Source organism: Mesorhizobium sp., from assembly GCF_017306585.1.
Classification (GTDB): Bacteria; Pseudomonadota; Alphaproteobacteria; order Rhizobiales; family Rhizobiaceae; genus Mesorhizobium.
Genome location: NZ_JAFKIC010000214.1, coordinates 1 through 23,882, shown reverse-complemented (window position 1 = coordinate 23,882; position 23,882 = coordinate 1). Strand labels below are relative to the sequence as shown.

The 23,882-nt window shown below is 64.0% G+C and carries 23 protein-coding genes; 10 read left to right on the top strand and 13 right to left on the bottom strand.

The window, feature by feature from the left end; all coding sequences use genetic code 11:
- On the bottom strand, positions 1-685 hold a 685-nt coding region (locus J0I79_RS26400; RefSeq protein WP_292866350.1), incomplete at its 3' end, for an aminotransferase class III-fold pyridoxal phosphate-dependent enzyme.
- Positions 686-1,022: 337 nt separating this feature from the next.
- Between J0I79_RS26400 and J0I79_RS26395 the strand changes: the two genes are divergently transcribed.
- Genes J0I79_RS26395 through J0I79_RS26385 form a run of 3 tightly spaced genes read left to right on the top strand, consistent with a single transcriptional unit; the run spans position 1,023 to position 3,887 of the window.
- A complete protein-coding gene (locus tag J0I79_RS26395; protein WP_292866347.1) occupies positions 1,023-1,940 on the top strand; it encodes an ABC transporter permease in 918 nt (305 codons plus the stop codon).
- Complete coding sequence (locus tag J0I79_RS26390; RefSeq protein WP_292866344.1) at positions 1,937-2,761, top strand: ABC transporter permease; 825 nt, start codon at positions 1,937-1,939, stop codon at positions 2,759-2,761. Before J0I79_RS26395 ends, J0I79_RS26390 begins: the two co-directional genes overlap by 4 nt.
- A gap of 52 nt (positions 2,762-2,813) precedes the next feature.
- The gene (locus tag J0I79_RS26385; protein ID WP_292866353.1) at positions 2,814-3,887 is read left to right on the top strand and encodes an ABC transporter ATP-binding protein; all 1,074 of its coding nucleotides are present in this window, start codon (positions 2,814-2,816) and stop codon (positions 3,885-3,887) included.
- On the opposite strand, the gene J0I79_RS26380 is transcribed toward J0I79_RS26385, so the two are convergent.
- The 5 genes from J0I79_RS26380 to J0I79_RS26360 form a co-directional block, all read right to left on the bottom strand.
- The gene (locus tag J0I79_RS26380) at positions 3,851-5,161 is read right to left on the bottom strand and encodes a flavin monoamine oxidase family protein (RefSeq protein WP_292866341.1); all 1,311 of its coding nucleotides are present in this window, start codon (positions 5,159-5,161) and stop codon (positions 3,851-3,853) included. The two genes, J0I79_RS26385 and J0I79_RS26380, sit on opposite strands and share 37 nt — an antisense overlap.
- Positions 5,158-6,234, bottom strand: a complete 1,077-nt coding sequence (locus J0I79_RS26375; protein WP_292866338.1) for an extracellular solute-binding protein — start codon at positions 6,232-6,234, stop codon at positions 5,158-5,160. Before J0I79_RS26375 ends, J0I79_RS26380 begins: the two co-directional genes overlap by 4 nt.
- A 106-nt stretch (positions 6,235-6,340) precedes the next feature.
- Positions 6,341-7,423 carry an ABC transporter substrate-binding protein gene (locus J0I79_RS26370; protein WP_292866335.1) on the bottom strand — a complete coding sequence of 361 codons (1,083 nt, stop codon included), beginning with the start codon at positions 7,421-7,423 and terminating at the stop codon, positions 6,341-6,343.
- A gap of 31 nt (positions 7,424-7,454) precedes the next feature.
- Positions 7,455-8,165, bottom strand: a complete 711-nt coding sequence (betI, locus tag J0I79_RS26365) for a transcriptional regulator BetI (RefSeq protein ID WP_292866332.1) — start codon at positions 8,163-8,165, stop codon at positions 7,455-7,457.
- Positions 8,166-8,192: 27 nt separating this feature from the next.
- Positions 8,193-8,993, bottom strand: a complete 801-nt coding sequence (locus tag J0I79_RS26360; protein ID WP_292866329.1) for a methyltransferase domain-containing protein — start codon at positions 8,991-8,993, stop codon at positions 8,193-8,195.
- A 278-nt stretch (positions 8,994-9,271) separates the two neighbouring features.
- Between J0I79_RS26360 and J0I79_RS26355 the strand changes: the two genes are divergently transcribed.
- From J0I79_RS26355 to J0I79_RS26340, 4 genes are read left to right on the top strand one after another with little or no spacing between them, the layout of a single operon-like run.
- Positions 9,272-10,891, top strand: a complete 1,620-nt coding sequence (locus tag J0I79_RS26355; protein ID WP_292866326.1) for an NAD(P)/FAD-dependent oxidoreductase — start codon at positions 9,272-9,274, stop codon at positions 10,889-10,891.
- Entirely contained in the window at positions 10,878-12,443 is a 1,566-nt protein-coding gene (locus tag J0I79_RS26350) for an NAD(P)/FAD-dependent oxidoreductase (RefSeq protein WP_292866323.1), read from the top strand. Before J0I79_RS26355 ends, J0I79_RS26350 begins: the two co-directional genes overlap by 14 nt.
- Positions 12,444-12,494: 51 nt before the next feature.
- A complete protein-coding gene (locus J0I79_RS26345; protein WP_292866320.1) occupies positions 12,495-13,715 on the top strand; it encodes an aminomethyltransferase family protein in 1,221 nt (406 codons plus the stop codon).
- Between the two features lie 2 nt (positions 13,716-13,717).
- Positions 13,718-13,981 (top strand): hypothetical protein, encoded by a 264-nt coding sequence (locus J0I79_RS26340; protein WP_292866317.1) that lies wholly within the window; start codon positions 13,718-13,720, stop codon positions 13,979-13,981.
- 6 nt (positions 13,982-13,987) lie between these two features.
- On the opposite strand, the gene J0I79_RS26335 is transcribed toward J0I79_RS26340, so the two are convergent.
- The 4 genes from J0I79_RS26335 to J0I79_RS26320 all read right to left on the bottom strand — a co-directional run bounded on the left by J0I79_RS26335 (position 13,988) and on the right by J0I79_RS26320 (position 17,050).
- A complete protein-coding gene (locus tag J0I79_RS26335) occupies positions 13,988-15,046 on the bottom strand; it encodes a dipeptidase (protein ID WP_292866314.1) in 1,059 nt (352 codons plus the stop codon).
- Between the two features lie 144 nt (positions 15,047-15,190).
- Positions 15,191-15,490, bottom strand: coding sequence for a GNAT family N-acetyltransferase (locus J0I79_RS26330; protein ID WP_140708095.1), 300 nt, complete (start codon positions 15,488-15,490; stop codon positions 15,191-15,193).
- Positions 15,491-15,492: 2 nt separating this feature from the next.
- Positions 15,493-16,113 (bottom strand): alpha/beta hydrolase, encoded by a 621-nt coding sequence (locus J0I79_RS26325; protein ID WP_292866306.1) that lies wholly within the window; start codon positions 16,111-16,113, stop codon positions 15,493-15,495.
- A gap of 4 nt (positions 16,114-16,117) precedes the next feature.
- Complete coding sequence (locus tag J0I79_RS26320; RefSeq protein ID WP_292866303.1) at positions 16,118-17,050, bottom strand: VOC family protein; 933 nt, start codon at positions 17,048-17,050, stop codon at positions 16,118-16,120.
- 224 nt (positions 17,051-17,274) lie between these two features.
- On the opposite strand from J0I79_RS26320, the gene J0I79_RS26315 reads away from it, so the two are divergent.
- Positions 17,275-18,840 (top strand): alkaline phosphatase family protein, encoded by a 1,566-nt coding sequence (locus tag J0I79_RS26315; RefSeq protein ID WP_292866300.1) that lies wholly within the window; start codon positions 17,275-17,277, stop codon positions 18,838-18,840.
- A 42-nt stretch (positions 18,841-18,882) separates the two neighbouring features.
- On the opposite strand, the gene J0I79_RS26310 is transcribed toward J0I79_RS26315, so the two are convergent.
- Positions 18,883-20,187: a PRC-barrel domain-containing protein gene (locus J0I79_RS26310; RefSeq protein WP_292866297.1), complete on the bottom strand. Its 1,305-nt coding sequence runs from the start codon at positions 20,185-20,187 to the stop codon at positions 18,883-18,885.
- Positions 20,188-20,471: 284 nt separating this feature from the next.
- On the opposite strand from J0I79_RS26310, the gene J0I79_RS26305 reads away from it, so the two are divergent.
- Entirely contained in the window at positions 20,472-21,389 is a 918-nt protein-coding gene (locus J0I79_RS26305) for a diacylglycerol kinase family protein (RefSeq protein ID WP_292866294.1), read from the top strand.
- Between the two features lie 20 nt (positions 21,390-21,409).
- On the opposite strand, the gene J0I79_RS26300 is transcribed toward J0I79_RS26305, so the two are convergent.
- Positions 21,410-21,586 (bottom strand): hypothetical protein, encoded by a 177-nt coding sequence (locus J0I79_RS26300; RefSeq protein WP_292866291.1) that lies wholly within the window; start codon positions 21,584-21,586, stop codon positions 21,410-21,412.
- 146 nt (positions 21,587-21,732) lie between these two features.
- Here J0I79_RS26300 and J0I79_RS26295 point away from each other — a divergent pair, with 146 nt between their 5' ends.
- On the top strand, positions 21,733-23,274 hold the full coding sequence (locus J0I79_RS26295) for an HWE histidine kinase domain-containing protein (protein WP_292866288.1): 1,542 nt from the start codon (positions 21,733-21,735) through the stop codon (positions 23,272-23,274).
- A 16-nt stretch (positions 23,275-23,290) separates the two neighbouring features.
- Here the strand turns inward: J0I79_RS26295 and J0I79_RS26290 are convergent, their stop codons facing one another.
- The gene (locus tag J0I79_RS26290; RefSeq protein ID WP_292866285.1) at positions 23,291-23,758 is read right to left on the bottom strand and encodes a hypothetical protein; all 468 of its coding nucleotides are present in this window, start codon (positions 23,756-23,758) and stop codon (positions 23,291-23,293) included.
- Positions 23,759-23,882: the final 124 nt, after the last annotated feature.

The following is a 23,882-nucleotide window of genomic DNA, read 5'->3' as shown; positions in this document are numbered from 1 at the left end:
TCCTGTCGGCGCCGACACGCTCGACCGTGTCGCGGAACTGATCGACCAGGAAATCGGTGAAGGCGGCGATGCTCATGCCCTTTGGCCGGCGGAACGGATCGGGTGAGGCGAGCTTCACCACCAGTTCATCGGCGCCGTCCATCCAGTCACGGTCGCGCGGACGGCCGTTGAGCGAGGCCGACAGATAGGTCGAGCCGTGATAGGCGCCGCCGCGGCTCAGCATCAGCTTCTTCTCGGGCCGGCCGCGCACATTGTTGTAGAACTGCATGAAGCGCAGCGCCGTTTCGACGGCCGAGGAACCGCCCGTGGTGTAGAAGACATGGCTGAGATCGCCCGGTGCATGGCCGGCGATGCGCTCGGCAAGCTCCGCCGACGGCGTGTTCATCGTGTACCAGGGCGTGTTGTAGGACAGCGCCATGGCCTGGTCGTACATCACCCGGGCGAGTTCCTCGCGGCGGTGCCCGACATTGACGCACCACATGCCGGCGGGGCCATCGATCAGCCGCTTGCCGGTGTGGTCGGTGATGTAGATGCCGTCGCCTTCACCGATGAGCGCGCGTGCTTCGGCCCCGACCGAACCGGCATAAGGCCAGGGCTGGATGAGATGGCGCTTGCCCAGTTCAATGGCATCGTCGCCTCCGGAAGGAGCCATTTCCGTCGCCTTGAGATCCCTGACTGCCGCCATTATCGCCTCCATACCATCCCGTAGAATTTTTCCCGGACATGGAACCCAGCATCAAAGGCCGGAAATGGTGGCTTTCTTCACACCATTTTGAATGTCCGTTCAATCAATATTACAGAAATAGCGCTTGATTTCAATCGTTGGATGCGCTCATGATGAAAGAAAGCCGGCAAGCTAGGGGAGCGATCAGCAGAATGGTCACCGGTTTTGCGTCCGACCGCGCCCCGATCATAATGTGGGAACGAACAGCCGGCGCCAGCACAATGGGAAGACGCATGGCGGAACAGTCCAGCCCAGCAACCGAGACCACGCCCGGGACGTTGCCGCCGGAAGCTTGCCAATGACGGCGGCGGCGGAAGGGTCGGCCCCGTTGCGCATGACGCGGGCCAGACGAAATGCCCTTCTGCAATCCGAGCCGGTGCAGGGCTTCGCCCTGATCAGCCCCACCTTCCTCTATGCACTCATCCTGCTTGTCCTGCCGATCCTGGTGGTCATCGCCCATTCCTTCTGGACGCAGCACTACCTGACCATCGACCGCACGTTCACGCTGGAGAACTACCGCATCGCGCTGACCGAGCCGATCTACCGCGATCTCCTGTGGCGCTCGCTCTACATTTCGCTGACGGTCAGCCTGTTCACGGTGATCCTGGCCTATCCGATCGCCTACTTCATTTCCTTCCATGGCGGCCGTCACAAGAGCCTATGGCTGTTCCTCATCACCATCCCTTTCTGGACCAGCTATCTCCTGCGCGTCATGTCGTGGAAGGTCATCCTCGGATACAATGGCGTGCTCAATTCGGGTCTGATGGGCCTCGGCCTCATCGACGAGCCGTCCACGGCGCTGCTCTACAATTCCAGCGCCGTCATCATCACGCTCACCCATGCCTGGGCCGCCTTCGCCATCCTGCCGATTTTCGTCTCCCTGGAAAAAGTCGACCGCACGCTGGTCGAAGCGGCCACCGATCTTGGCGATGGCCCCCTGCGTTCGTTCCTGCGCGTGACCCTGCCGCTGTCGGCGCCGGGCATCATTTCGGCGGCGCTGATCGTCATGATCCCGACGGTGGGCGACTATGTCACGCCCAAACTCGTCGGCGGCAAGGACGGCGTCATGATCGCCAACGCCATCCAGGCGCAGTTCGGCAAGGCGGCCAACTGGCCGCTGGGCGCCGCCCTTTCCGTCACCACCATGGTCATCGTCTCGCTGATGGCAGGCGCCACGGTGCTGATCATCCGCACGCTGCAGAGGATGGCGCGATGAGGGCTCGGTCTCGCTTCCTGCCGGGCGGCTGGCTGTCCGTCTACGCGTTCCTCTATATCGTCTTTCTCTATCTGCCCGTCATCTTCCTGCCGATCTTCTCGATCAACACCGCGCCCACCCCGAAATTCCCGCTCACCGGCTACACGCTGCAATGGTACGAAGACCTGCCGCGCACGCCGGCGCTGCTCGACGCTGCCTGGAACAGCCTGATCGTCGGCATCTCGGCCTCGGTTCTTTCCACCGTGCTCGGCATCCTCGCCGCCCGTTCGATCACCCGCTACCGCTATCCCGGCCGCCGCGCCATCAATGGACTGATCATGGCGCCGCTGGTGCTGCCCGAGGTGATTGTCGCCATCTCCATGCTGCTGGTGATGTTGCAACTAGGTCTGAGCCTGTCTCTGTTCACCGTCGTGCTCGGCCACGTGCTGGTCTGCATCCCCTATTCCATGACGGTGCTGACCTCAGGCTTCGAGGGGTTCGACCGCAGCCTCGAGGAAGCCTCGGCCGATCTCGGCGAGAGCGCCTTCGGCACCTTCCGGCGGGTGACGCTGCCGATGGTGGCGCCGGCCATCATTTCCAGCCTGCTCGTCTGCTTCACCATCTCGCTGGATGAGTTCATCATCGCCTTCTTCCTGACCGGAACCGAGGCGACGTTGCCGATCTACATCTGGGGCCAGTTGCGTTTCGCGTCGAAACTGCCCGGCGTTCTGGCGCTCGGCACGCTGCTTCTGGTCGCCTCCTTCCTTTTGATGACAATCGCCGAAATCCTGCGTCGCCGCGCGGCCAGACGCACCCAGAACGAGGGAGGCCTCTATGCCTGACCAGCCGCGGATCGAGCGCCCCCACCCGGAACGGCCGCAATCCGAAAAGCCGATGATCGAAATCCGCGACGTTACCCGCAGCTACGGTGCGTTCAAGGCACTGGACGATGCCTCCCTGACCATACGGGAAGGCGAGTTCTTCTCCCTGCTTGGACCCTCCGGCTGCGGCAAGACCACGCTTTTGCGCATGATCGCCGGCTTCGACAATCCGACCAGCGGCTCGATCTCAGTTGGTGGCCAGTCGATGGAGGGCATTCCGGCCAACCGCCGGCCGACCAACATGGTGTTCCAGAGCTATGCGATCTTCCCGCATCTCAATGTCGAGCAGAACGTCGCCTACGGGCTGAAACGGCTGAAGCTTCAAGGAGCGGAGGAAAAGCGCCGCGTCGAGGAGGCGCTGGCCCAGGTCTCGCTCAACGGTCTTGGCAAGCGTCGGGCAACCGAACTCTCGGGCGGCCAGCGGCAGCGCGTGGCGCTCGCCCGCGCCCTGGTGATGCGGCCCAAGGTGCTGCTGCTCGACGAACCGCTGTCGGCGCTCGACAAGAAGCTGCGCGAGCAGATGCAGGTGGAACTGCGCCGACTGCAGCAGGCGGTCGGCATCACCTTCGTTCTGGTCACCCATGACCAGTATGAGGCGCTAGCTATGTCCGACCGCATCGCCGTGATGTTCGGCGGCAGGATCGCGCAGGTTGCCTCGCCCAAGGAGATCTACCAGCGGCCGGTCAACCGACAGGTCGCCGATTTCCTCGGCGGCATGAACTTCGTCAAGGCCGAGATTGTCGAGGAGAACGGCGCCTCGCTGGTCGTCGACACGCTTGGCTTCGGCCGCGTCAGGACCGACAAGCCCAAGGCTTTCGTGCGCAATGGCGGCGGCGCCACGCTGGGCATCCGGCCCGAGCGGCTTCGCGTCCTGTGGGACAATGCAACGGCGAAATTCGAGGTGGCCGGCAAGGTGGTCGAGCGCCATTATTTCGGCGAGATCACGCATCTCATCGTCGAAATCCCCGGCCTGGAAAAGCCGCTGTCGGTGACCGAGACCAATGATTTCGGCGCCGACGACATCCCCGTCGGCACTTCGATCCGCCTTGCCTACGATCCGGAAGCCTTGGTGGCGATGGCGGACTGAACATCGCCGATGATCTTGCGCGCCGCGGCGCGCCCGGCGACGATCGCGCCCTCGACATATCCCGGAAAGGACGGCGACAGTTCGGATGAGGCGAAATGCACGGGCGGCGCGCCGGCGAGAATGGTCCGCTCGGCATCCCGGGCCGTCACGTCTATGATGAGGTCGCTGTAGGCACCGCCGCTCCAGCGATCATGCGTCCAGTCCCGCGCGCTGAAATCGACGATGTCGACCGCATCGGGGCCGAGTGCATCGCCGAGCCTCGCCAACACCTCGGCGCGCAGCACCGCCTCGCCAAGCTCGTGCCAGCGCAACGCCAACGGCCCACCCACGAAGACCACGAGCGCCGGATGGTCGATATCCTTGCTGGCATCGCAGGCAAACAGGCCCGGCAGATCACGCCACATCACCATGCCGCAGAGATTCCGCTCGCGCCAGAACGGCTTGGAATAGCGCACCAGGATCTTGATCACCGCGCCGCTTTCCCAGACGGCGAGCGCCTTTGCCAAAGGCGCCGGCAGACCCGGCGTGAAAGCGAGCCTGGCCGCCGTCGCGGGCGGCAAGGCGACAAGCATTTGCCGCGCCTCGACAACGCCCTTGGCGGTGGCGACGCGAACGCCATGCGGTCCGCGCTCAACGTTGGTGACCGGCTCGTTCAGCCGCAGCCGGTCTCCTAGATCGACCGCCAGTTCATCCGCCAGGGACTGCATGGTATCGCGCAGGAAATATTGCAGCTCGAACACCTCGTTGGTGATGCGGCGATCGTTGTCGATCAGATACCACAGCGGCACCTTGTCCGCCGCCAGGCACCACAACCCCTCGACGAGTGACCGAAAAGCCGCCTTGGAATCGGCATCGTCCTGCTGGCGCTCAAGCCAGGCCGCAACACTCATGCCGGCAATCGACGGATCGCCCGGATCGATGCTGTTCATGCGCTCGCGGATCGCCATCGAGGCCTGGTAGGTCCGCTCGGCCCGCGCGGGCGACATGCCTGGATGGGTGATGAATTCGCCTTCGACATAGGTCTCGGCGAAAGTCTTGCCGCGCGCCTTGGCGAGCGCCATCAGCTCCGGCATGTCCTGGCACAGGTACTGCCCGCCGCTGTCGATGAGCTCGCCCAGCCCGTTGCGCACGGCTTCCACACGCCCACCGACACGGTCGCGCGTCTCCAGGACAAGGAAATCGATCCCGGCCTGCTTCAGCTCGAGCGCGGCCGACAGGCCGGTGAAACCGGCGCCGACGATGACGACGGTGGTTTTCTCGGTCCTGTCGTTCAATAGCCGGCCTTGATCTTCTCGAACTCGTCGACCATCCGCTTCTTCAACTCCGGCGCCACCGGCTGCTGGAACAGCGTCTTGTCGAGGAACTTGTCGATGTCGTCGAAGCCGCGATCGGCCAGCACCTTGTGGTCGATCGCCGCCATGCCGGCGCTGTTGCCGTGGCCATAGCCGAAGGTCGTGACCATGTATTTCGAGATATCGGGCGCATTGACCGCACTCAGGAAATCATAGGCCTGGTCGAGCTTGCCGGGCGCATCCTTCATCAGCACGTAGCCGCACACCCAGGTCGACATTCCTTCCTTGGTGTCGCGGTTCATGGCGACAGGAACGCCCTGGCCGCTCATGGCAATCAAGGTCTGGCCCCATCCCCAGGCGAGGTCGACTTCATTGCCGGAGAAGGCCTGGTCGATGTCGCTGGAGTCGGTCCAGTAGAGGCGGACATTCTTATGCACCTGGCGCAGGAAATCGGACGCTTCCTTGAATTGCGCGTCAGTCATCTTGGTCCAGTCCTTGAGGCCGATGACCAGGCTCGCCAGCGCATAGGCGTCGTCGACATTGTCGCCGATTGTGACGCGGCCCTTGAACTTCGGATCGGCCAGGATCCTAAGCGATTTCGCCTCGTCGGCCGTCACATTGTCCGTGCGGTAAAGCAGCGCCGTGTTGCCCCAGTCGAATGGCATGAACCAGGCTTTGCCGTCCTCGGTCGTGGTGAGGTTCTTCATCGCCATGATGCCGGGATTGAGGTCTTTCCAGCCGGCGATGCGGCTGGTGTCGAGCGGTTGCAGCATGCCGGCGTCGCGCCATTTCGACACGCTCTGCGAACAGGGATGCGCGATGTCGGCCTTGAAGCCCGCCCGCATCTTCTCGAAGGCCTCGTCCTCGTCGCCGAAGAAGGCGAAGGTCGGCTCGGCGCCATGTTTGGCGGTGTAGGCGGGATGCAGCAGCGGATCCTCGTAGCCGGACCAGTCGAACACGACGAGGTCGCCGCCACCTTCCGCCCAGGCATAGGCCGCGCCGGCACCTATGATGCAGGTGGCGGCGACGGCAAGACGGCGAAGCATGGAATTCATGGCGCGAAAACTCCCCCATCGCGAAACATATCGAATGCGAGGTTAGGCAAATTCAAGCGCTTTGGCGAGCCCATCCGAAGGCACGGACGGGCTCGCGGGCGGAGGCTCAGTAACCCGCCTTGATCTTCTCGAACTCGGCGATCATCTTGAGCTTGAGATCGGATGGCAACGGCGACTGGAACAGTGTCTTGTCGACGAATTTCTGCACGTCGTCATAACCCTTTTCCTTGAGGATCGCCTGGTCGACGCCGGCCATGCCCTTGGCATTGGCCTGGCCGTAGCCCCAGTCCTTGACCAGCACCTTGGCGGTCTCGGGATCATTGATTGCATTCAGATAGTCATAGGCCTTGTCGACATTGCCGGGCGCGTCCTTGAACAGCACGTAGCCGCACACCCAGGTCGAGATGCCTTCCGCCGTGTCCTTCTTGGACTTGATTGGCACGCCCGCCTTGACGGACTGGACGGTGGCGTCGTTCCAGGCCCAGGCAAGGTCGACCTCGCCGCCGGAGAGCAGCTGGACGATGTCGGTGGTGTCGGTCCAGTAGGAGCGCACGTTCTTGTGCACCTGACGCAGGAAGTCGGACGCCTGCTTGAACTGGTCGTCCGTCATCTTGGTCCAGTCCTTCAGACCGATAGCCAGCGCCGCCAGCGCATAGGCATCGTCGACATTGTCGCCGATCGACACCCTGCCCTTGAACTTCGGATCGGCGAACGCCTTCAGCGACTGCACGTCCTTCTCGTCGATCTTGGAGGAATTGTAGGTGAGCTGCGTGTTACCCCAGTCCCAGGGCATGAACCAGGCCTTGCCGTCATCGGTAGTGGCAAGGTTCTTCATCGCCATAATGCCGGGGTTGAGGTCTTTCCAGCCGGTGATCTTGGAAGTGTCGAGCGGTTGCAGCAGGCCCGCCTCTCGCCACTTCACCACGCTTTGGGAACAGGGATGTCCGAGATCGGCCTTGAAGCCCGAGCGCACTTTCTCGAACGCCTCGTCCTCGTCGCCGAAGAAGGCGAAGGTCGGCGAATCGCCGTTCTTCTCGACATATTTCGGATGGAAGCTCGGGTCCTCATAACCGGACCAGTCGAACACGATCAGGTCCTTGTCGGCGGCGATCGCCAGGGCGGCGGCGGAGGCCGCCAGTGTCCCGGCCAGCGCCAGGGTCAAGGTCAGTCGTCTAGTGATTGTCTTCATTGCTGTTCCATCCTCTGTGGTGTTCCGGTTTTTATGATTTTGTCTTTTCCTGCGATTTCGCGGGGGCGGCGATCCTTGCCGGGTAGTGTTTCGGGAAGGCAGCCGATAGGAATTCATTTGCGGCCTGCAAGGCGCTCTCGCGAGTCGTGTCCTCGGTTCCCATCATCAGCCGCAGCCACAGGCCTTCCAGCATGGCGCTGAGCGCAAGCGCCATGACCTGCGGCTCGTAGGCGTAACCGCCGCTCTGCTTGAGCGCCGCGCAAAGCTCGATGAAGATGTCCTGATAGACCACGTCGCGCGCGCTGCTCAGCGCCTGGTAGGTCGGCCGCGACTTCGCCTCGCCCCAGAACGCGCACCAGGCGGCGAGCTTGCGCTTGTTGCAGATCGAGCGATCGAAGTCGGCGGCGACCAGCGCCTGGAGCTGTCGGGCGGGATCATCGCCGGCTTTCTGGAGCGCGTTGCGCCAATGCGCGGAATATTCGTCGTACATGTGCTGCAGCGTGGCGACGAGCAGCTTTTCCTTGCTCTCGAAGTGGAAATTGACGATGCCGCGCGACAGCCCGGCGCCGTCGGCGACGTCCGCCATGGTCGTTTCCGAATAGCCGCGCTTGGCGAGCGAATCGATCGTCGCCTCGATGAGTTGGAGCTGCCTGACCTCCTTCGAGGCCTTGCGGCCGCGCTTTTCGGATTCGGCTTTCCCGGCCGGTTCAAGCAGGGCGTCCCTGGCATCTGCCGTCTTCATGCGTGTGATGGCCTCCAGCATAGCCGGCTATCCCTTTGCATCCGGCTTCCACCCGCGAAGATGAGTGGGACGGTGCTCGCCACTGTCAAGCACCTTCTGCATGGCTTCCCAGGTTCGGATGTTCTTGTCGACATAGGCGCCGCCGACCGCCGCCGCGACCTTGGCGTAGAGCGGCCCCTTCAGCCTTTCCAGCTCGCCGCGCGCGACCTCGCGATACCATGGATTGCGATCCCTGACGGCAACGTCGGCAAAGCCCGCCGCGCGCATCGCCTCGGCATAGCGGGACGGCGATGCCATGGAGAAAGACAACCCCTCAGCGGCGATATACGCCCTCATCTGAGGCGATGGTTCGCCGTCATGCGAGATCATCCAGTTGGAGGCGGTAAAAACGCCGCCGGGCCTGAGCACGCGAAAGATCTCGGCGAACAGCGCGTCCTTGTCGAGCACGTGCAGCAGCGCATCCTTGGAAAAGACGATATCGAAGGCGCCGTCGGCGAAAGGCAGCGGGCCCGGAGCCGCCTGGATGAAGCGCGCACGGTCGCCGAGGTTGCGCGCGGCCGCACGCCGCCGCGCCGTCTCGATGACAGGCCATTCGACATCGAAGCCGGTGGCGTGCGCGGCATGGTGGCGCTCCACCAGATGCAGGGTGATGCCGCCGGCGCCGCAGCCTATGTCGAGAATGGTCTTGCCGGCCAGCGAAAGTCCTTCGACCACCCGGTCGACCTCGTCCGGCCCTCCCGGTGACAGGTAGCCTTCGCCCCACAACGCCTCGAGAAAGCGGATTGCGGTGTCGTCATACTCCGGCTCGGCATCTGCCGTTTCGATCATCAGCCCTCGATCCCCAATCGACGAATGCTCATTTCGAACGCCGGCAAAGCGTACCCCATAACAGGGAAAACGCAACATCATTTGTTGAACATTCATTCAGAATGGCTGGACAGAATGGCCGATATCGTGCCAAATTCCGGGTATTCGGGAACAGATCACGCAAAAATGAACAGCGGGTCGCCTAAGCAATTCCGGAAAAGGCGTGTGCGGTTTTCCCTGGGAAAAACGCACAGCTCTTGCCCTCGGGAATTGCGCAAAAGAGGGAGAGCTGGGCCATAATGAAAGCTTGGGACGCGATCATAATCGGCGGCGGCCACAATGGCCTTGTCAACGCCTGCTACCTGCAGCGCGCCGGGCTCGACGTGCTGGTGGTCGAGAAGAATGGATGGGTTGGCGGCGCGGCCACCAGCCGTGAGCTGACGCCGGGCTTCCTCTACTCCAATTGCTCCTATGTCTGCTCGCTGTTCCGTCCCGAAATCATGCGCGATCTCGAACTGCCGCGCTTCGGCCTGCAGGTCATTTCCTATGAAGGCGGCGCCGTATTCACCCGCGACGGCGACTACCTTGCAAACTACCGCGACCATGACGCGCACCGGCGCGAATTCGCGCGTTTTTCGAAGCGCGACGCCGAAGCCTACGACCGCTACGCCCGCGACGTGACGCGGCAGTGCCGCTTCATCCAGCCGCTGCTGATGCGCACCGCGCCGGACCCGACCAGCCTCAAGCCGCGCGATCTCGGCGAACTGCTCTATCTCGGCAAGAAATTCGCCGGCCTGTCGGCGCAGGAGATGGCGCTGACGCTGCGCTTCTGGACGATGTCGATCTCGGAATTCCTCGATGAATATTTCGAGACCGACGTCATCAAGGCCAATTTCGCGCTGTCGGGCATCATCGGCACCGCGCTCGGGCCGATGTCGCCCGGCACCGCCTACGTGCTGCTCCATCATTACATGGGCGAGGTCGACGGCTCGGTCGGCGCCTGGGGTTACGCGCGCGGCGGCATGGGCGCGGTGACCAAGGCGCTGGCCGCTTCCTTCAAGGCTTCGGGCGGCACCATCCGGACCGGCGCCGAGGTCGACCACGTGCTGGTGCGCGGAGGCAAGGCCAGGGGGGTGATGCTGGCCGGCGGCGAGGAGATTTACGGCAAGCTCGTGGTCTCCAACGCCGACGTGAAGCGCACCTTCCTGAAGCTGGTGGAGGAGAAGGAACTGCCCGACATCTTCCTGCGCCGGGTCAGGAACTTCAAGATCCGCGGCTCCTCCGGCAAGGTCAACATCGCACTCGATTCGCTGCCGGAATTCCCCGCTCTGCCGAAGGATTCGCCGGTCTATCGCGGCGACATGCATTTCACCGATTCCATGGAGCGCATGGAGCGCGCCTATGACGACTGGAAGGCCGGGCGATGGTCGGCCGACCCGTTCCTCGACATGGTCATCCCCACGACGCTCGACCCGACCATGGCGCCGCCGGGAAAGCACTTCATGAGCTGCTTCGTGCAATATGCACCGCCCAAGGTGAACGGCCGCGAATGGACCGACGCCGACCGCGACGGCTTCGCCGAAAGCGTAATCGCCCAGATCGCTGAGTATTCACCGGGCTTCCGCGACCGCATCGTCCACATGGAGGTGCGCACGCCGCGCGAGATCGAGGCCGAGGTTGGCCTGACCGAGGGCAACATCTTTCAGGGCGAACTGACCTTCGACCAGTTGCTCTTCAACCGCCCGGTGCCCGGCTACGCGCAATACCGCTCGCCGGTCGGCGGGCTTTATATGTGCGGCTCCTCGACCCATCCCGGCGGCGGCGTCATGGGTGCTCCGGGCCGCAATGCCGCCGCCGAAATCCTGCGCGACCTCGCCAAGTCCTATCAGCATATGAGCCCGGCCCATGACGTCATTTGATGCCATCATCATCGGCGGTGGCCACAACGGCCTCGTCGCCGCCGCCACGCTGGCCAAGGCCGGCCGCAAGGCCGTGGTGCTGGAGGCCGGAGCCGAACTCGGCGGCGCGGCGCGCACCGAGGAATTCGCGCCGGGTTTTCGCGTGTCGTCAGTCGCCCATCTGCTGAACCGCCTGCATCCCGACGTGGTGAAGACGCTGGAGTTGGAAAGACACGGGCTGCGATTTTCCCGTGCGGACTTCCTGCCGTCGGTTGCCCTGTCCAAGGACGGCCCACCGCTTGTGCTGCACGGCGCCTATGGCGAGGTGCTGACCGGCGCCAGCGCATCCGAGCAATCGGCGTGGAAGGACCTGCGCGCGCAACTGCTGCGCTATGCCGGCATCTTGAAGCCGTTCCTGTCGCGGCGCCCGCCCGATCTCGCCGGCATGTCGATGCTGGAGACGGCGGCGCTTGGCCAGGCCGCACTTTCCCTGAAGAAACTCGGCAAGGAGGACATGCGCGACTTCCTGCGCGTGCTGCTGATGAACGTCGCCGATCTCCTTGACGAGCAGCTCACCGACGACAGGCTGAAGGGCCTGCTTGCCTTCGACGCCACGTTGGGCAGCCATCTCGGTCCGCGTTCGCCGACCTCGTTGCTCGGCCTCTACTACCGGCTGGCCGGTGAGACCGGAGGAGCCGCCGGCGCCCAGATGCTGCCGAAGGGCGGCATGGGCGCGGTCGTCGCCGCGATCCGCGCCGCCGCGGAACAGGCCGACGTTGCCATCCGAACATCCGCTCCGGTCGCCAAGGTCATTGTCGAGAAAGGCCGCGCCGTCGGTGTTGTGCTCGACAGCGGCGAGGAACTGCGCGCCAGAACCATCGTCTCGGCCATCAACCCGGCGACCACCTTTCTTGACCTTGTCGGGCCGCGCGAGATCGACACCGGCTTCGTGCGCAAGGTGAAAAATATCCGCATGACGGGCGACGCCGCCAAGCTCCATCTGGCGCTTGACCGGCCGCCGCAATTCGCCGGCGTCGATGCAGCCGGCCACAAGGGCCGGCTGGTGATTGCCCCCTCACCCGATCACGTCGAGCGCGCCTTCAATCCATCGAAATACGGGGAATTCTCGTCTGAGCCAGTGATGGAGATCACGCTGCCCAGCCTTGCCGATCCCTCGCTCGCGCCCGATGGCGCCTGCGTGCTGTCGGCGGTGGTGCAATACGCACCCTATCAGCTGAAAGAGGGCTGGGACGCCGGCAAGCCGAAATTCCTGAGGGCTGTCATGGCGCAGCTCGAATCCTACGCGCCCGGCATCGGCGGAAGCGTCGTCCATGCCGAGTTGCTGACGCCTGATGACATCGAGGCCCGCTACCGCATGCCGGGAGGCCACTGGCACCATGGCGAATTGCAGGCCGACCAGATGCTGATCTCGCGCCCGGTCTCCGGCTGGTCCGGCTACGACACCCCGGTCGATGGATTGTTCCTGGCTGGCGCTGGCTCGCATCCGGGTGGCGGCGTTTCGGGCGCGCCGGGGCTGAATGCAGCGCGGCGCATCATCGCGATGAAGGGGTAACGGGATGTTGCAATTCGCCAAGGCTGCACTCTACGGCGCAGGAACGCTGTCATGAACCATCAACCCACCGCACGCACCCTCGCTCAGTCGCACTTCCGCACCCTGCGTATAGGCTCGCCTTTCCAGCCGCGCATCGACGCACTGGCCAAGACCCAGGACTGGTACAATTGGGCCGGCTACCGCGCTCCGCATTCCCTGTGGGACGAGGAGCTCGAATATTTCGCCATCCGCAGCCAGGCGGCGCTGTTCGACATTTCCCCGATGACCAAATACCGGATCGAGGGCCCGGACGCTGAAGCCTTCCTCGACCGCGTCACCTTGCGCGATGTCACCAAACTCAAGCCGGGCCGCGTCCACTACACCGCATGGTGCGACGATGAAGGGTTCGTGCTCGATGACGGCACGCTGTTCCGGCTCTCACCGACGCGCTTCCGCCTGTGCTCCCAGGAGCGCCACCTGCCCTGGCTGCTCGACAGCGCCATCGGCTACGAGGTGAGCGTCGAGGAGGAAACCGAAGCGGTCGCCGGTCTGGCACTGCAGGGGCCGACTTCGTTCGCCGTGCTTCGCGATGCCGGCTTCGCCGGCGTCGAGCGGCTGAAAATATTCGACCTTGCCGATTTCCCGCATGATGGCGAAACCGTCACCATCTCGCGCACTGGCTTCACCGGCGATCTCGGCTACGAGCTCTTCGTGCATGCCGACAAGGCGCTCAGCCTGTGGGATCGCCTGATGGCTGCCGGAGAACTGCGCGGCATCCGGGCCATCGGCTACACCGCGCTCAACCGCGCCCGGCTGGAGGCGGGCCTGATCGTGGCCAATGCCGATTTCACCACCGCCGAACACGCCATCCGCGCGGATCGCTTGCGTATGCCCGATGAAATCGGGCTCGGCTTCATGATCGATCTGGAAAAGGGCCACTTCAACGGCCGCCGCGCCATTCTGGAAGCGCGCGCCAGGCGCAAGCTGCGCCATGTGCTGGTCGGGCTGGAGATCGAAGGCAACATTCCCGCCGAACACGCCATCGTCTATCACAAGAAACATCAGGAAGTCGGTCTGGTCAGCGCCGCCATGTGGTCGCCGATGGCCAAGCGAAACATCGCCATCGCCTCGCTGACACGGCCCTATGGTGATACTGTCGTCGAGGACCTCTGGGTCGAGATCTACGCCATGCGCGAGTTGCAGTACCAGAAGCTGATGAAGCGGGCCAAGGTGGTGGCGCGTCCCTTCATCAAGCTCGACCGCCGCACCGCCAATCCGCCAGCGGATTTCTGAGCATGGCCGACGACGCCAACACGCAGGGCGATGACGCGGAAGCCGCCGAACAGTGGGAACTGGTCAACACGCCGCTCGGCGAGAAATGGTCGGGCCGCGCACGCTATGCCGCCGCCATGTATTTCTATAGGCGCGACGAGATGAGCGCCGAGACGCTGGAGGTCTACCGCATCTGCTCCAGGCTCGATTCAGAAAACCCGTTGCCGATCATCCGCGACCGCGGCGTCGGCAAGGACTGGCTGAAGCGCATGGGCTACGAGCCGTAGGCCGGATCAGCCGATCGTGCGCTCAAGCATGCCGAGCCAGTTGCGGTAAGCGATCTTTTCAATCAGCGCCCGGCCGAAGCCGCGTGCGGCCAGCGCGTCGATCAGCTTGGGCAGGCCGGCGACATCGCCGATGACGGCCGGGATCATGGCGCCGTCGAAATCCGAGCCGAGACCAACCCCGTCCTCGCCGAGCGCCTGAAGCAACGAATCGACATGGCGCACCATGAGGTCGAGGCTGGTGTCTGCATTCATGCGGCCGTCCTCGCGCAGGAAGCCGGTGGCGAAGTTCAGCCCCACCATGCCGCCGGACTCGCGGATGGCGCCGAGCTGCCAGTCGGTCAGGTTGCGCGAATGGCCGCAGATGGCGTGAACGTTGGAATGGGTGGCGACCAGCGGCGCATCGCTGATTTCAGCGACATCGCGAAAACCCTTCTCGTTGAGGTGCGACAGATCGATCATGATCTTCAGCTGGTTGCACGCCTTGACCAGCGCCTTGCCGGCATCGGTCAGCCCGGGTCCGGTGTCGGGCGAGGAGGGAAAGCGGAACGGCACGCCATGGCCGAACGCATTCGGCCGGCTCCAGACGATGCCGAGAGAGCGCAGGCCGGCGGCATGCAGCACGTCGAGCATGGTGAGCTCGGGATCGATCGCCTCGACGCCCTCGATGTGAAACACCGCCGCGATCGTGCCTTGCGCCATGGCGTTGCGGATGTCGCCAGCGCTGCGGCAGACAGCAAGTGCGCCTGCCCGTTCCAGGCGGAACAGGATGGAGGCCATTGCGATCGTCGAGTTGAGCGCATCGGCGCGTGGCACCTCGGGCGGCAAGGGCTCGCTGTCGCTGGGTGCCGAGGGCACCGCGCTGCGCCTCGCCTTCTCGACCGGCGGCGGGAAGATAGCGAACATGCCGCCAGCGAAGCCGCCGGCCTTCGCGCGCGGCAGGTCGATATGGCCGCCCGACTTCCCCTCGATGAACAGCTTTTCCACGTCCCTGTCCTTCGACTGATAGAGACGTAGCAGCGTATCGTTGTGTCCGTCGAAGACGGGGACGAGGTCGGTTTCGGTCATCGGGGGATCATTCAGTTCGTTTGTCGGCGGCGATATATCATATCTAGGCAAGATGCGCGGCCGGGGCAAATTACAATGCCGGCCGGCAGCGGAGACTTCCCCTTTATCCCCCGCTGTCGCCCGCAAACCGATGCTTGCTCGTTGCTACTGCTTCAACACGTCGGCCCATTCGGGATGGCGACGGAACTGGGCGTTGGCGAACGGGCAAAGCGGGATGATCTTCTTGCCCGCCGCGCGTGCGTCCTCGACGGCGCGGGTGACGAGCCGAAGCCCGGCACCCTGGCCGCGAAACGCATCGGGCACTTCGGTGTGGTCGATGATCAGCTGGTGTTCGCCGATCTTCGTGAAGGTCATCTCGGCTTCGGCGCCGCCGGGTCCGCGCAGCACATAGCGGCCCTTCGAACCGCGATCCTCCAGTTCGATCTCAGGCAGTTGGTCAGGCATCGTTAGGCTCCTTGTACGGCGCCGGCAAACAACCGCCGCGCCGCTTCGATTTCATTTGGCCGCACCTCGTGCCCGCCTTCGTGCCACTCCACTGTGACATCGGCGCCATCGGCGCGCAAATAGGCTTCGAGCCGCGCGGTCAGGTTGGGCGGGCAGATCGGGTCCCGCCTGCCGGCGGTCAGCAGGATGCGACGGCCGGCGAGGCTGCCCTTCACCTGTGGCTCGAACGGTATCAGCGGATGCATCAGCACCGTGGCGTCGAACAGGTCCGGCGCCTCGAACACCAGCGACGCCAGTATGTTGGCGCCGTTGGAATAGCCGAGGCCGTAGACCACCGACGGTTTGGCCGCCGCGACATGCGCCTTGACGAAGCCCGCCATCTTGCCGGTCGCCCGCGCAAGGTCGTCCATGTCGTAGACGCCCTCGCCGGTGCGGCGGAAGAAGCGCGCGGCGCCGTATTCGGAAACATCGCCGCGCGGCGAGACGACGGTCGCCTGGGGCACGAGATCGCGCCCCAGCGAGACGAGCTGGTTCTCGTCGCCACCAGTGCCGTGGAAGACGAAGACCAAGGGACCGCCCGGCGAACCGGGCAGCACCTTTTGGATGTAAGCGTCCTTGTCCATCGTCTCAGCCTTCCAGCTTCTGCAGATGCTGCTCGAGATAGGGCCTCAGATGCTGATGCTGCGTCGGCAGCTTCAACGCCTCGCCCAGATGCGCGGTGTCTTCGTCGCGGTCGAAGCCGGGCTCGTTGGTGGCGACCTCGAACAGCACGCCGCCGGGCGTACGGAAGTAGATCGCCCAGAAATAGTCGCGGTCGATCACCGGCGTCACGCCGTAGCCCGTATCGATCAACGCCTTGCGCACCTCAAGCTGTTTGGCACGGTTCTCGACGGCGAAGGCGACATGGTGGACCGAACCGGCGCCGAGATCGGCGAAAGGCGCTGTCGGCAGCGATTCGATATCCACGACATCGGCGCCATTGCCGTTCTTCACGGCGAGCCGCCTGATATTGCCTGATTTGTCGACTTCCTCGTAGCCCATGAACTTCAACAGCTCCTCGGTGGCGCCGCCATCCTTCAGCCGCAGCGCCACCGAGTGGAAGCCACGGATCGCTTCGTCGGCGGGAACGCCGCCCTTCAGCCAGGGCGCACGGCCATCGGCCTTGTCCTCGACGAGCGCGAAGCTGTCACCATCGGGGCCGGCGAATTTGAGCCGCTTCTCACCAAAGCTCTCCTCGCGCGAGACATCCGTCACGCCCTCTTCGGCGAAGCGCTTTTCCCAATAGGCAAGCGTTCCTTCCGGCACTGAATAGACTGTCGCGCCGACCTCGCCGACCCCGCGCCGGCCCTTGCCGATGTTGGGGAACGGAAAATAGGTCATCACCGAACCCGGCGTGCCGGTCTCGTCGCCATAATAGAGATGGTAGACATCGGGCGCGTCGAAATTGACTGTTTTCTTGACCCGGCGCAGGCCGAGCTTGTGGGTGTAGAAATCATTGTTCCGCCGGGCATCGCCGGCCATGGAGGTCACGTGATGCAGGCCCTTGATCTGGTCGAGCATGGTCTTGCTCCTTCCCTTGTGTTGGTGCGGCCCTCGCCGCTGTCCACGCCAATATGAGGACACCTCCGCTCGCGGCAAAGGCGGCAAACACAGAATGGACTGTGCTGTAAAAGTGAACAATTGGAAGAGATTTGTTCACCAATCGGCTAGCGTGGGTGGTCTTGCGCCGTTGCGGGAAATCGGTTCCATGAGCGCATTCGAACATGCAGCGAAAGGTATCGCGAGTGACAGGCAAAGCCAGGCGTCCGAACGTTCTCCTGATCACCTGCGACCAGTGGCGCGGTGACTGTCTGTCCGCGGCCGGCCATCCCGTGGTGAAGACGCCGAATGCCGACGCGCTGGCCGCGGAGGGCGTGCTGTTCAAGCGCCACTATGGCGGCGCCGCACCCTGCTCGCCCGCCCGCGCCTGCCTCTACACGGGCCTCTACCAGATGAACAATCGCGTTTGCCGCAACGGCACGCCGCTGGACGCCCGGCATGGCAACATCGCGCTCTCGGCCCGAGCGCTGGGCTACGATCCGACACTGTTCGGCTATACCGACGTGTCGCTCGATCCGCGCCGGCTTGCCCCTGCCGATCCACGGCTGCGCAGCTACGAAGGTGTGCTGCCTGGCTTCACCACGCGCCAGTTGCTGCCCGAACATCAGAAGCAATGGCTCTCCTGGCTGAAGCAGCAGGGCGTCGACACCGGCGCCGGCTTTCCGGATATCCATCGCCCCGTCGACGGCACGAGCGGCGCGGTGAGCGAAGCACCGCCCGTCTATTCGAAGGAACAGACGCCGACGGCCTTCCTGGCCGGTGAATTCATCCGCTGGCTCGGCGAGCAGGAAGAGGCCACGCCATGGTTCGCACACCTCTCCTTCATCAGCCCGCATCCGCCCTTCATTGTCCCGGAGCCATACAATACGCTCTACGATGCGGCGGACGGCCCCGCCTTCCACCGTGCTGAAAGCTGGCGGGCCGAAGCGCAGGGCCACCCCTATCTCGCCTATGACCTGGGCAAGCATAAGCGCGCGAGGTTCCGCGTCGGCGCCGAAGGCAAGGTGTACGACTGGAGCGAGGATGATTTCCGCCGCATAAGGGCAATCTATTACGGCATGATCTCGGAGGTCGACACGCAACTCGGCCGGGTATGGCAGGCCGTCAAGGCATCGGGCGCCTGGGGCGACACCGTGGTCGTGCTCACCTCCGACCATGCCGAGATGATGGGCGACCATTTCATGCTGGGCAAGGGCGGCTATTTCGACGGCAGCTACCACATACCGCTGATCATCAGGGATCCCCGGCATGGCAAGGCCGCCGGCACCAGCGTCGACCGATTCACCGAGGCAGTCGATATCCTGCCAACGCTAATCGATCTGCTTGGGGCGGCTCCAGAACCACACCTCGACGGCTGCTCGCTGAAACCGTTCCTGAGCGGCGGCACGCCGGCCGTCTGGCGCGACGCCGCGCATTGGGAGTTCGACTTCCGCTCTATCGCGGGCGGCGAACCCGAGCAGCACTTCGGCCTTGCCTCACGACAGTGCAATCTCGCGGTCATCCGCACGAGAAAATTCAAATACGTGCATTTCGGCGGCGGCTTGCCGCCCCTGCTTTTCGATATGGAAAACGACCCGGGCGAACTCAGGAATCTCGCCGCCAGCCCCGCATATCTTTCCACCCGGCTGGAATTCGCCGAACGGCTGCTCGCCTGGCGCGCCGAACATCTCGACCAGTCACTGGCGCTGGCGGAACTGACGGAGACCGGCGTCGCCGGACATGTCGGAAAAACAATAGGCAGCAGGGAATAGAGAGTCCCTACTGCCTACTGCCTACTGCCTACTGCCTACTGCCTATCGCAAAATCATCCGCTGCTGGTCACGCTTCTCCGCATAGCTGCCCTTGTCATAGGCGGGCTGAGCTTCGAGCTGCTCCTTGGTGAAGGTCGTATAGAGATACTTCTTGCCGTCCTTGTCGGTCATGAACTTCAGATTATCCATGCCGACCGCCACTTCCTTCGAGCCAATGCCGAGGAAGCCGCCGACATCCACGATGACCGCGTCGGTCTTCTTGTCCGGTGTCAGCACGACATCGCCGATCGTTCCGACCTTCGCGTCATTGGCGCCGTAGACGGTGGTGCCCTTCAGGTCATCGGCCCTGATCTCGCCCATCGGCATGGCCGTCAGCGTCGACTTGTCGATGGCGGCGGTCTGCGTCTGGTCGGGAGCCGGAGCGTCCGGCGTCGTGGCGGCGGGAGCCTCGGCCGTCTTATCCGCCGTGGGAGCGGCGGCAGGAGCAGTTGCCGCCGGTTCGTTTGAAGCGGTGGTCGCCGGTGTTGGATCATAGGCCTTGCGGTTGAAATCCGGCTGCGCCTGCAGTTCCTCCTTGGTCGTCTGCGCCACCAGCCAGCGATCGCCATTCTTCTCGGCCCACTGCGCCTTGTCGAAAGCATAGGTGACGTTCTTGGCGCCAAGGCCCAGGAAACCGCCCACGCCGATCACCAGCGACTCGGCCTTGCCTTCCTTGGTCAACACGATGTCGTTGACGCTGCCGATGTTCTGGGCATCGTCACCCGTGCCGTTGTAGACGGTCTTGCCGACGATGTTTGTGGCAAGATTGCCGTCGGCGCGTTTGACCGGTTCGGCCGGCGCGGCTGCGGGAGCCTGCGCGGTGTCTGTCGCCGCAGGCGCCATGGGCGCAGCGGCATCGGTCGACGCAGGTGCGGGTGCCGGCCCATAGGGCTTGCTGTCGAATTCCGGCTGGGCGGTTAGTTCGTCCTTGGTGGTCTGGGCGACCAGCCAGCGATCTCCGTTCTTCTCCGCCCACTGCAGCTTGTCGTAGTCGAACGCGACATTCTTCGCCCCGACACCCAGGAAGCCGCCCACCCCGATTATCACCGACTTGGCCTGACCGTCCTTGTCGAAGACGACGTCGCTGACCTTGCCGATGTTCTCGGCATTGTCGCCGGTGCCGTTGTAGACGGATTCCCCGATAATATTGGTAACGATGCTGCCCTCCGCTTTCGGCACCGGTGCACTTGCCGCTGGAGCCTCCACGGCTGGAGCTGTCGACGGTGCCTGGGGTGCGTTCTGAGCGTGGGCAGCGCCAGCAAAGATAAGTGTCGCGAGCGCGGTCGTGGCCAACAGATTGCGGATCATGATGTTCTCTCCTCGTCGGTGATTTGATGCGCGCCGGTGAGTGGTTCGACCTCCGCCCGGAGACCGGACCGGCGTGCGCTACAGGTTCACAACGTCGTGACCTGACCCTTGTTCCGACAAAAACAGAGGAATAAATACCTGGGTATGCACGGCTCGGTTGCGCCGCCGAACGGGGCCTGCACGTCAATTTCGCCATATGGGAGGGAACCTTTCAGGCTCGGTTTCGTTTCAGCCTCCGGCTGGCTGGATTGCGGCCTGATTTGATTGAGAATTCGGAGCGGGGCATGAAGTTTGCAGCGGTGCTGAACCGGGACGGCGGCACGTTGCGCACCACCGACCTGGACGCTTTCCGCGATCGAATGCATCTCGCCCTGAAGAACGGCGGTCATAGCGTCGACATCGATGTCGTCGCCGGGTCGGACATCGTCAAGGCGTTGGACAATGTCTCTTCCCGACATGGTGTCGACGTGGTGCTTGCCGGCGGCGGCGATGGCACGATCTCGGCGGCGGCGGCCCGGCTGATGGGCAAGAAGAAGGCGCTTGCCATTCTTCCTGCGGGAACGATGAACCTGTTCGCGCGAGGCTTGGGCATCCCGCAGACGCTGGACGCGGCCCTGCAGTCTTTTGCCGAAGGCGAGGTGGCTGCTGTCGATATCGCTACCGCCAACGGGCGCCCTTTTGTCCATCAGTTTTCAATCGGCATGCACGCTCGCATGGTGCAGTTGCGCCAGCGAATGGAATTCGGGTCGAGGCTGGGAAAGATACGCGCATCCGCCAAGGCTGCCTGGGCCACCATCAACAATCCGCCGGCGATGGCCGTCACCCTGACCGTCGGCGAAGCCGAGATCGTGGCGCGCACGACGGGCATTGGCGTCACCAACAACCTCTTCGGCGAGGGCCACCTGCCCTTTGCCGACAATCCGGCCGGCGGCGTGCTCGGCATCTATGTGACGATGGCGCGGCAACGCACCGAACTGCTGAAGTTCTTCTTCAACATGGCGCGCGGCAAATGGCGCGACAACGAACATGTCGAAATCCACCAGACCAACCGGGCGGTGCTGAAAATCCAGTCCTCCAGGAAATGGCGCGCCGTGATCGATGGCGAATTGACGAATCTCGACCGCGAGACGGTTATCGAAATTCATCCCGGCGCATTGAACGTGCTGGTGCCCAGGCATACCGCCTGGGCGAAGGCGGCGTGATGGGAAACCTTGCCGAGCGCTCAACCGCCGCCCGAACCGGTGCCCTGTTCCGTCGTCGGCGACTTTGCGACTTCGCCATAAATTTCCGCAACGCCCCAAGCGACGAAGGCCAGCAGCAGCGCCGCAAGCAGAATACGCAGACCATGCCAGCCCCAGCGCCCCTGTCGGGCTTCATTTTCGGGAATGATCTTGGTCATGGCAAATCCTTGTCTCGTTTTGCGCCACCAGGCGCGATCGACAAAACATGGTCGGGTAACGGTTCCCCGCTAGGATGGTTCCGGGTGAGGCAGCCGGTGACGGCCGAACGGAGCCGCAGGACGGCAAGAGGCATCTGGGGACTGGGGTGAACAGCAAGGCTGAGATAGGGGCGAGCTTCCCCGCCGGGGTTGCGCTCGCGGTCAATGCCGAGGAGCGGCTGGCCGTGCTGCACGGGCTGGAGATGCTCGATACCGCGGCCGATCCGGATTTCGACCGCATAACCGGCCTTGCCGCGACCGCCATGCAGGTGCCGATCGCGCTGGTCACCCTTGTCGACAGCAAACGGCAATGGTTCAAGTCCTGTGTCGGCCTCGACGAAAGCGAGACCGCGACGGACATTTCCTTTTGCGCGCATGCCATTGCCGCCGGTGACGAGCCCATGGTGGTCGCCGACGCAACCACCGATCCCCGCTTCGTGGCCAATCCGCTGGTCACCGGCAAGCACCATATTCGCTTTTACACCGGCGCGCCGATGATCGTGGCCGGCGCCAGGATAGGCACGCTGTGCGTGCTGGACCGCAAGCCGCATGCCTATCCGTCCGGCGCCAGGCTCGACCAGTTGAAGGCGCTGGCCGCGCTGGCCGCCAGCCTATTCACCCTGAAGGACGCGACCCGCAGCGGCGCCATCGCCGAAGCGGCGCTCGTGCGCGAGGAGAAGCGACGCGCCATCGCGCTCGACGCCGCGTCGCTTGCCAGCTGGGCCTGGGATATCCGCACCGACATGATCGAGTGCGATGTGCGCATGTCGGAGCTGTTCAACCTGCCGCGTTCGACCCGCTTGCGCGCGCGCGACATTCTGAAGGCCATCGATCCGCGTGACGTCTACCAGACCGAGACCCGCTTTCGCGATGCGCTGACCGGCAGCGACGACTATTTCGGCGAATACCGGGTGAACGGCTTCCACCCGCCGCGCTGGCTGGGGACGCGCGGCCGCGTCATCGAGCGCGATGGCGACGGCAAGCCGACGCTGATCTTCGGCGTCAACTACGACATAACGGAACGCAAGCTGGGCGACGAACGCCAGCGGCTCCTGCTTCGCGAGTTGAACCACCGCGTCAAGAACACGCTGGCCACCGTCCAGGCGCTTGCCACGCAGACCGTGCGTCATGCCCGCCAGCCGAGCGAATTCCTCGAAGCCTTCAGCGCCCGGCTGCAGGCGCTGGGCATTGCCCACGGCCTGCTGTCCGATCGCGAGTGGCGCGGCATCGGCATTCGCGAGCTGGTCCAGATCGAGACCAGGCCTTTTGACACCGCCGAGCAGCCTCGCATGACGATTTCCGGGGTCGATCTGTTGCTGTCGCCCGACCAGGCCGTCGGGCTCGGATTGATCCTGCACGAACTGGCTTCCAATGCGTTGCAATATGGATCGCTCTCGGTTGCGTCCGGCAAGGTCGATCTCGACTGGAAGACGCTGGGCCGGAAGGGCAACCGGCGCCTGGTGCTGACCTGGCGCGAAAGCGGTGGCCCGGAAGTTGCCCCGCCCGAACGGCACGGCTTCGGCTCGATCCTGATCCGCCGCAGCCTGGCCAAGGTCATTTCAAGCGAAGTGACCCACGAGTTCCGCAGGGAAGGCGTGTTCGCCGAAATATCGATGCCCCTGGAAGATCTCCGAAGCGACGGCCCGTGACGCGGGCCGCTGAACGCTACTGCCCCTCCCCGGCATCCGGGTGGTTGCGGTCGCCGGGCTTCGCGTTTTCGCGGTAGATCGCGTAGGCAGCAAGGGCGACGGCCGGCCCCAGAATTACCCCGAGGCCGCCTTTTCCTTTCAGCAGCGTCGGCAGCACGGCGAGTGCGGCGGTGATGCCGATGGCTTTCATGTCGGCGTTGCGCCGCCTTGCCTCGCGTCGGGCACGCGCGCCGGACATCAGGCGATGGACCAGCAGCACGAGACCGGCGATCACCAGGAAGCCGATGCCGAAACCGAGCGCGGCCGCCAGCGACCCATAGCGGGCGGCAGCCCAGATGTACCCTGCCCCGACCAGGAAGCCGAGGCCGCACAGCGCCGCCAGCGCGGCAAGCACGTAGACAATTGCCGCCGTGCGCGCGCGGCGCACCGCCGCCACGGTTTCACCCGAGGCGAGGCCCGAGAGCAGGGATGCCAGCAGTCCCATCTCTGTGGAACTAGCGACGCGCAATGAGCGCGAAAAGGAAGCCGACGCCGGCCGCTATGGCCAGCGACGTCACGGGCTTTTCGCGCACGTTTGCCACGATCTGCGCCTCGATGTCCCTTGCGTT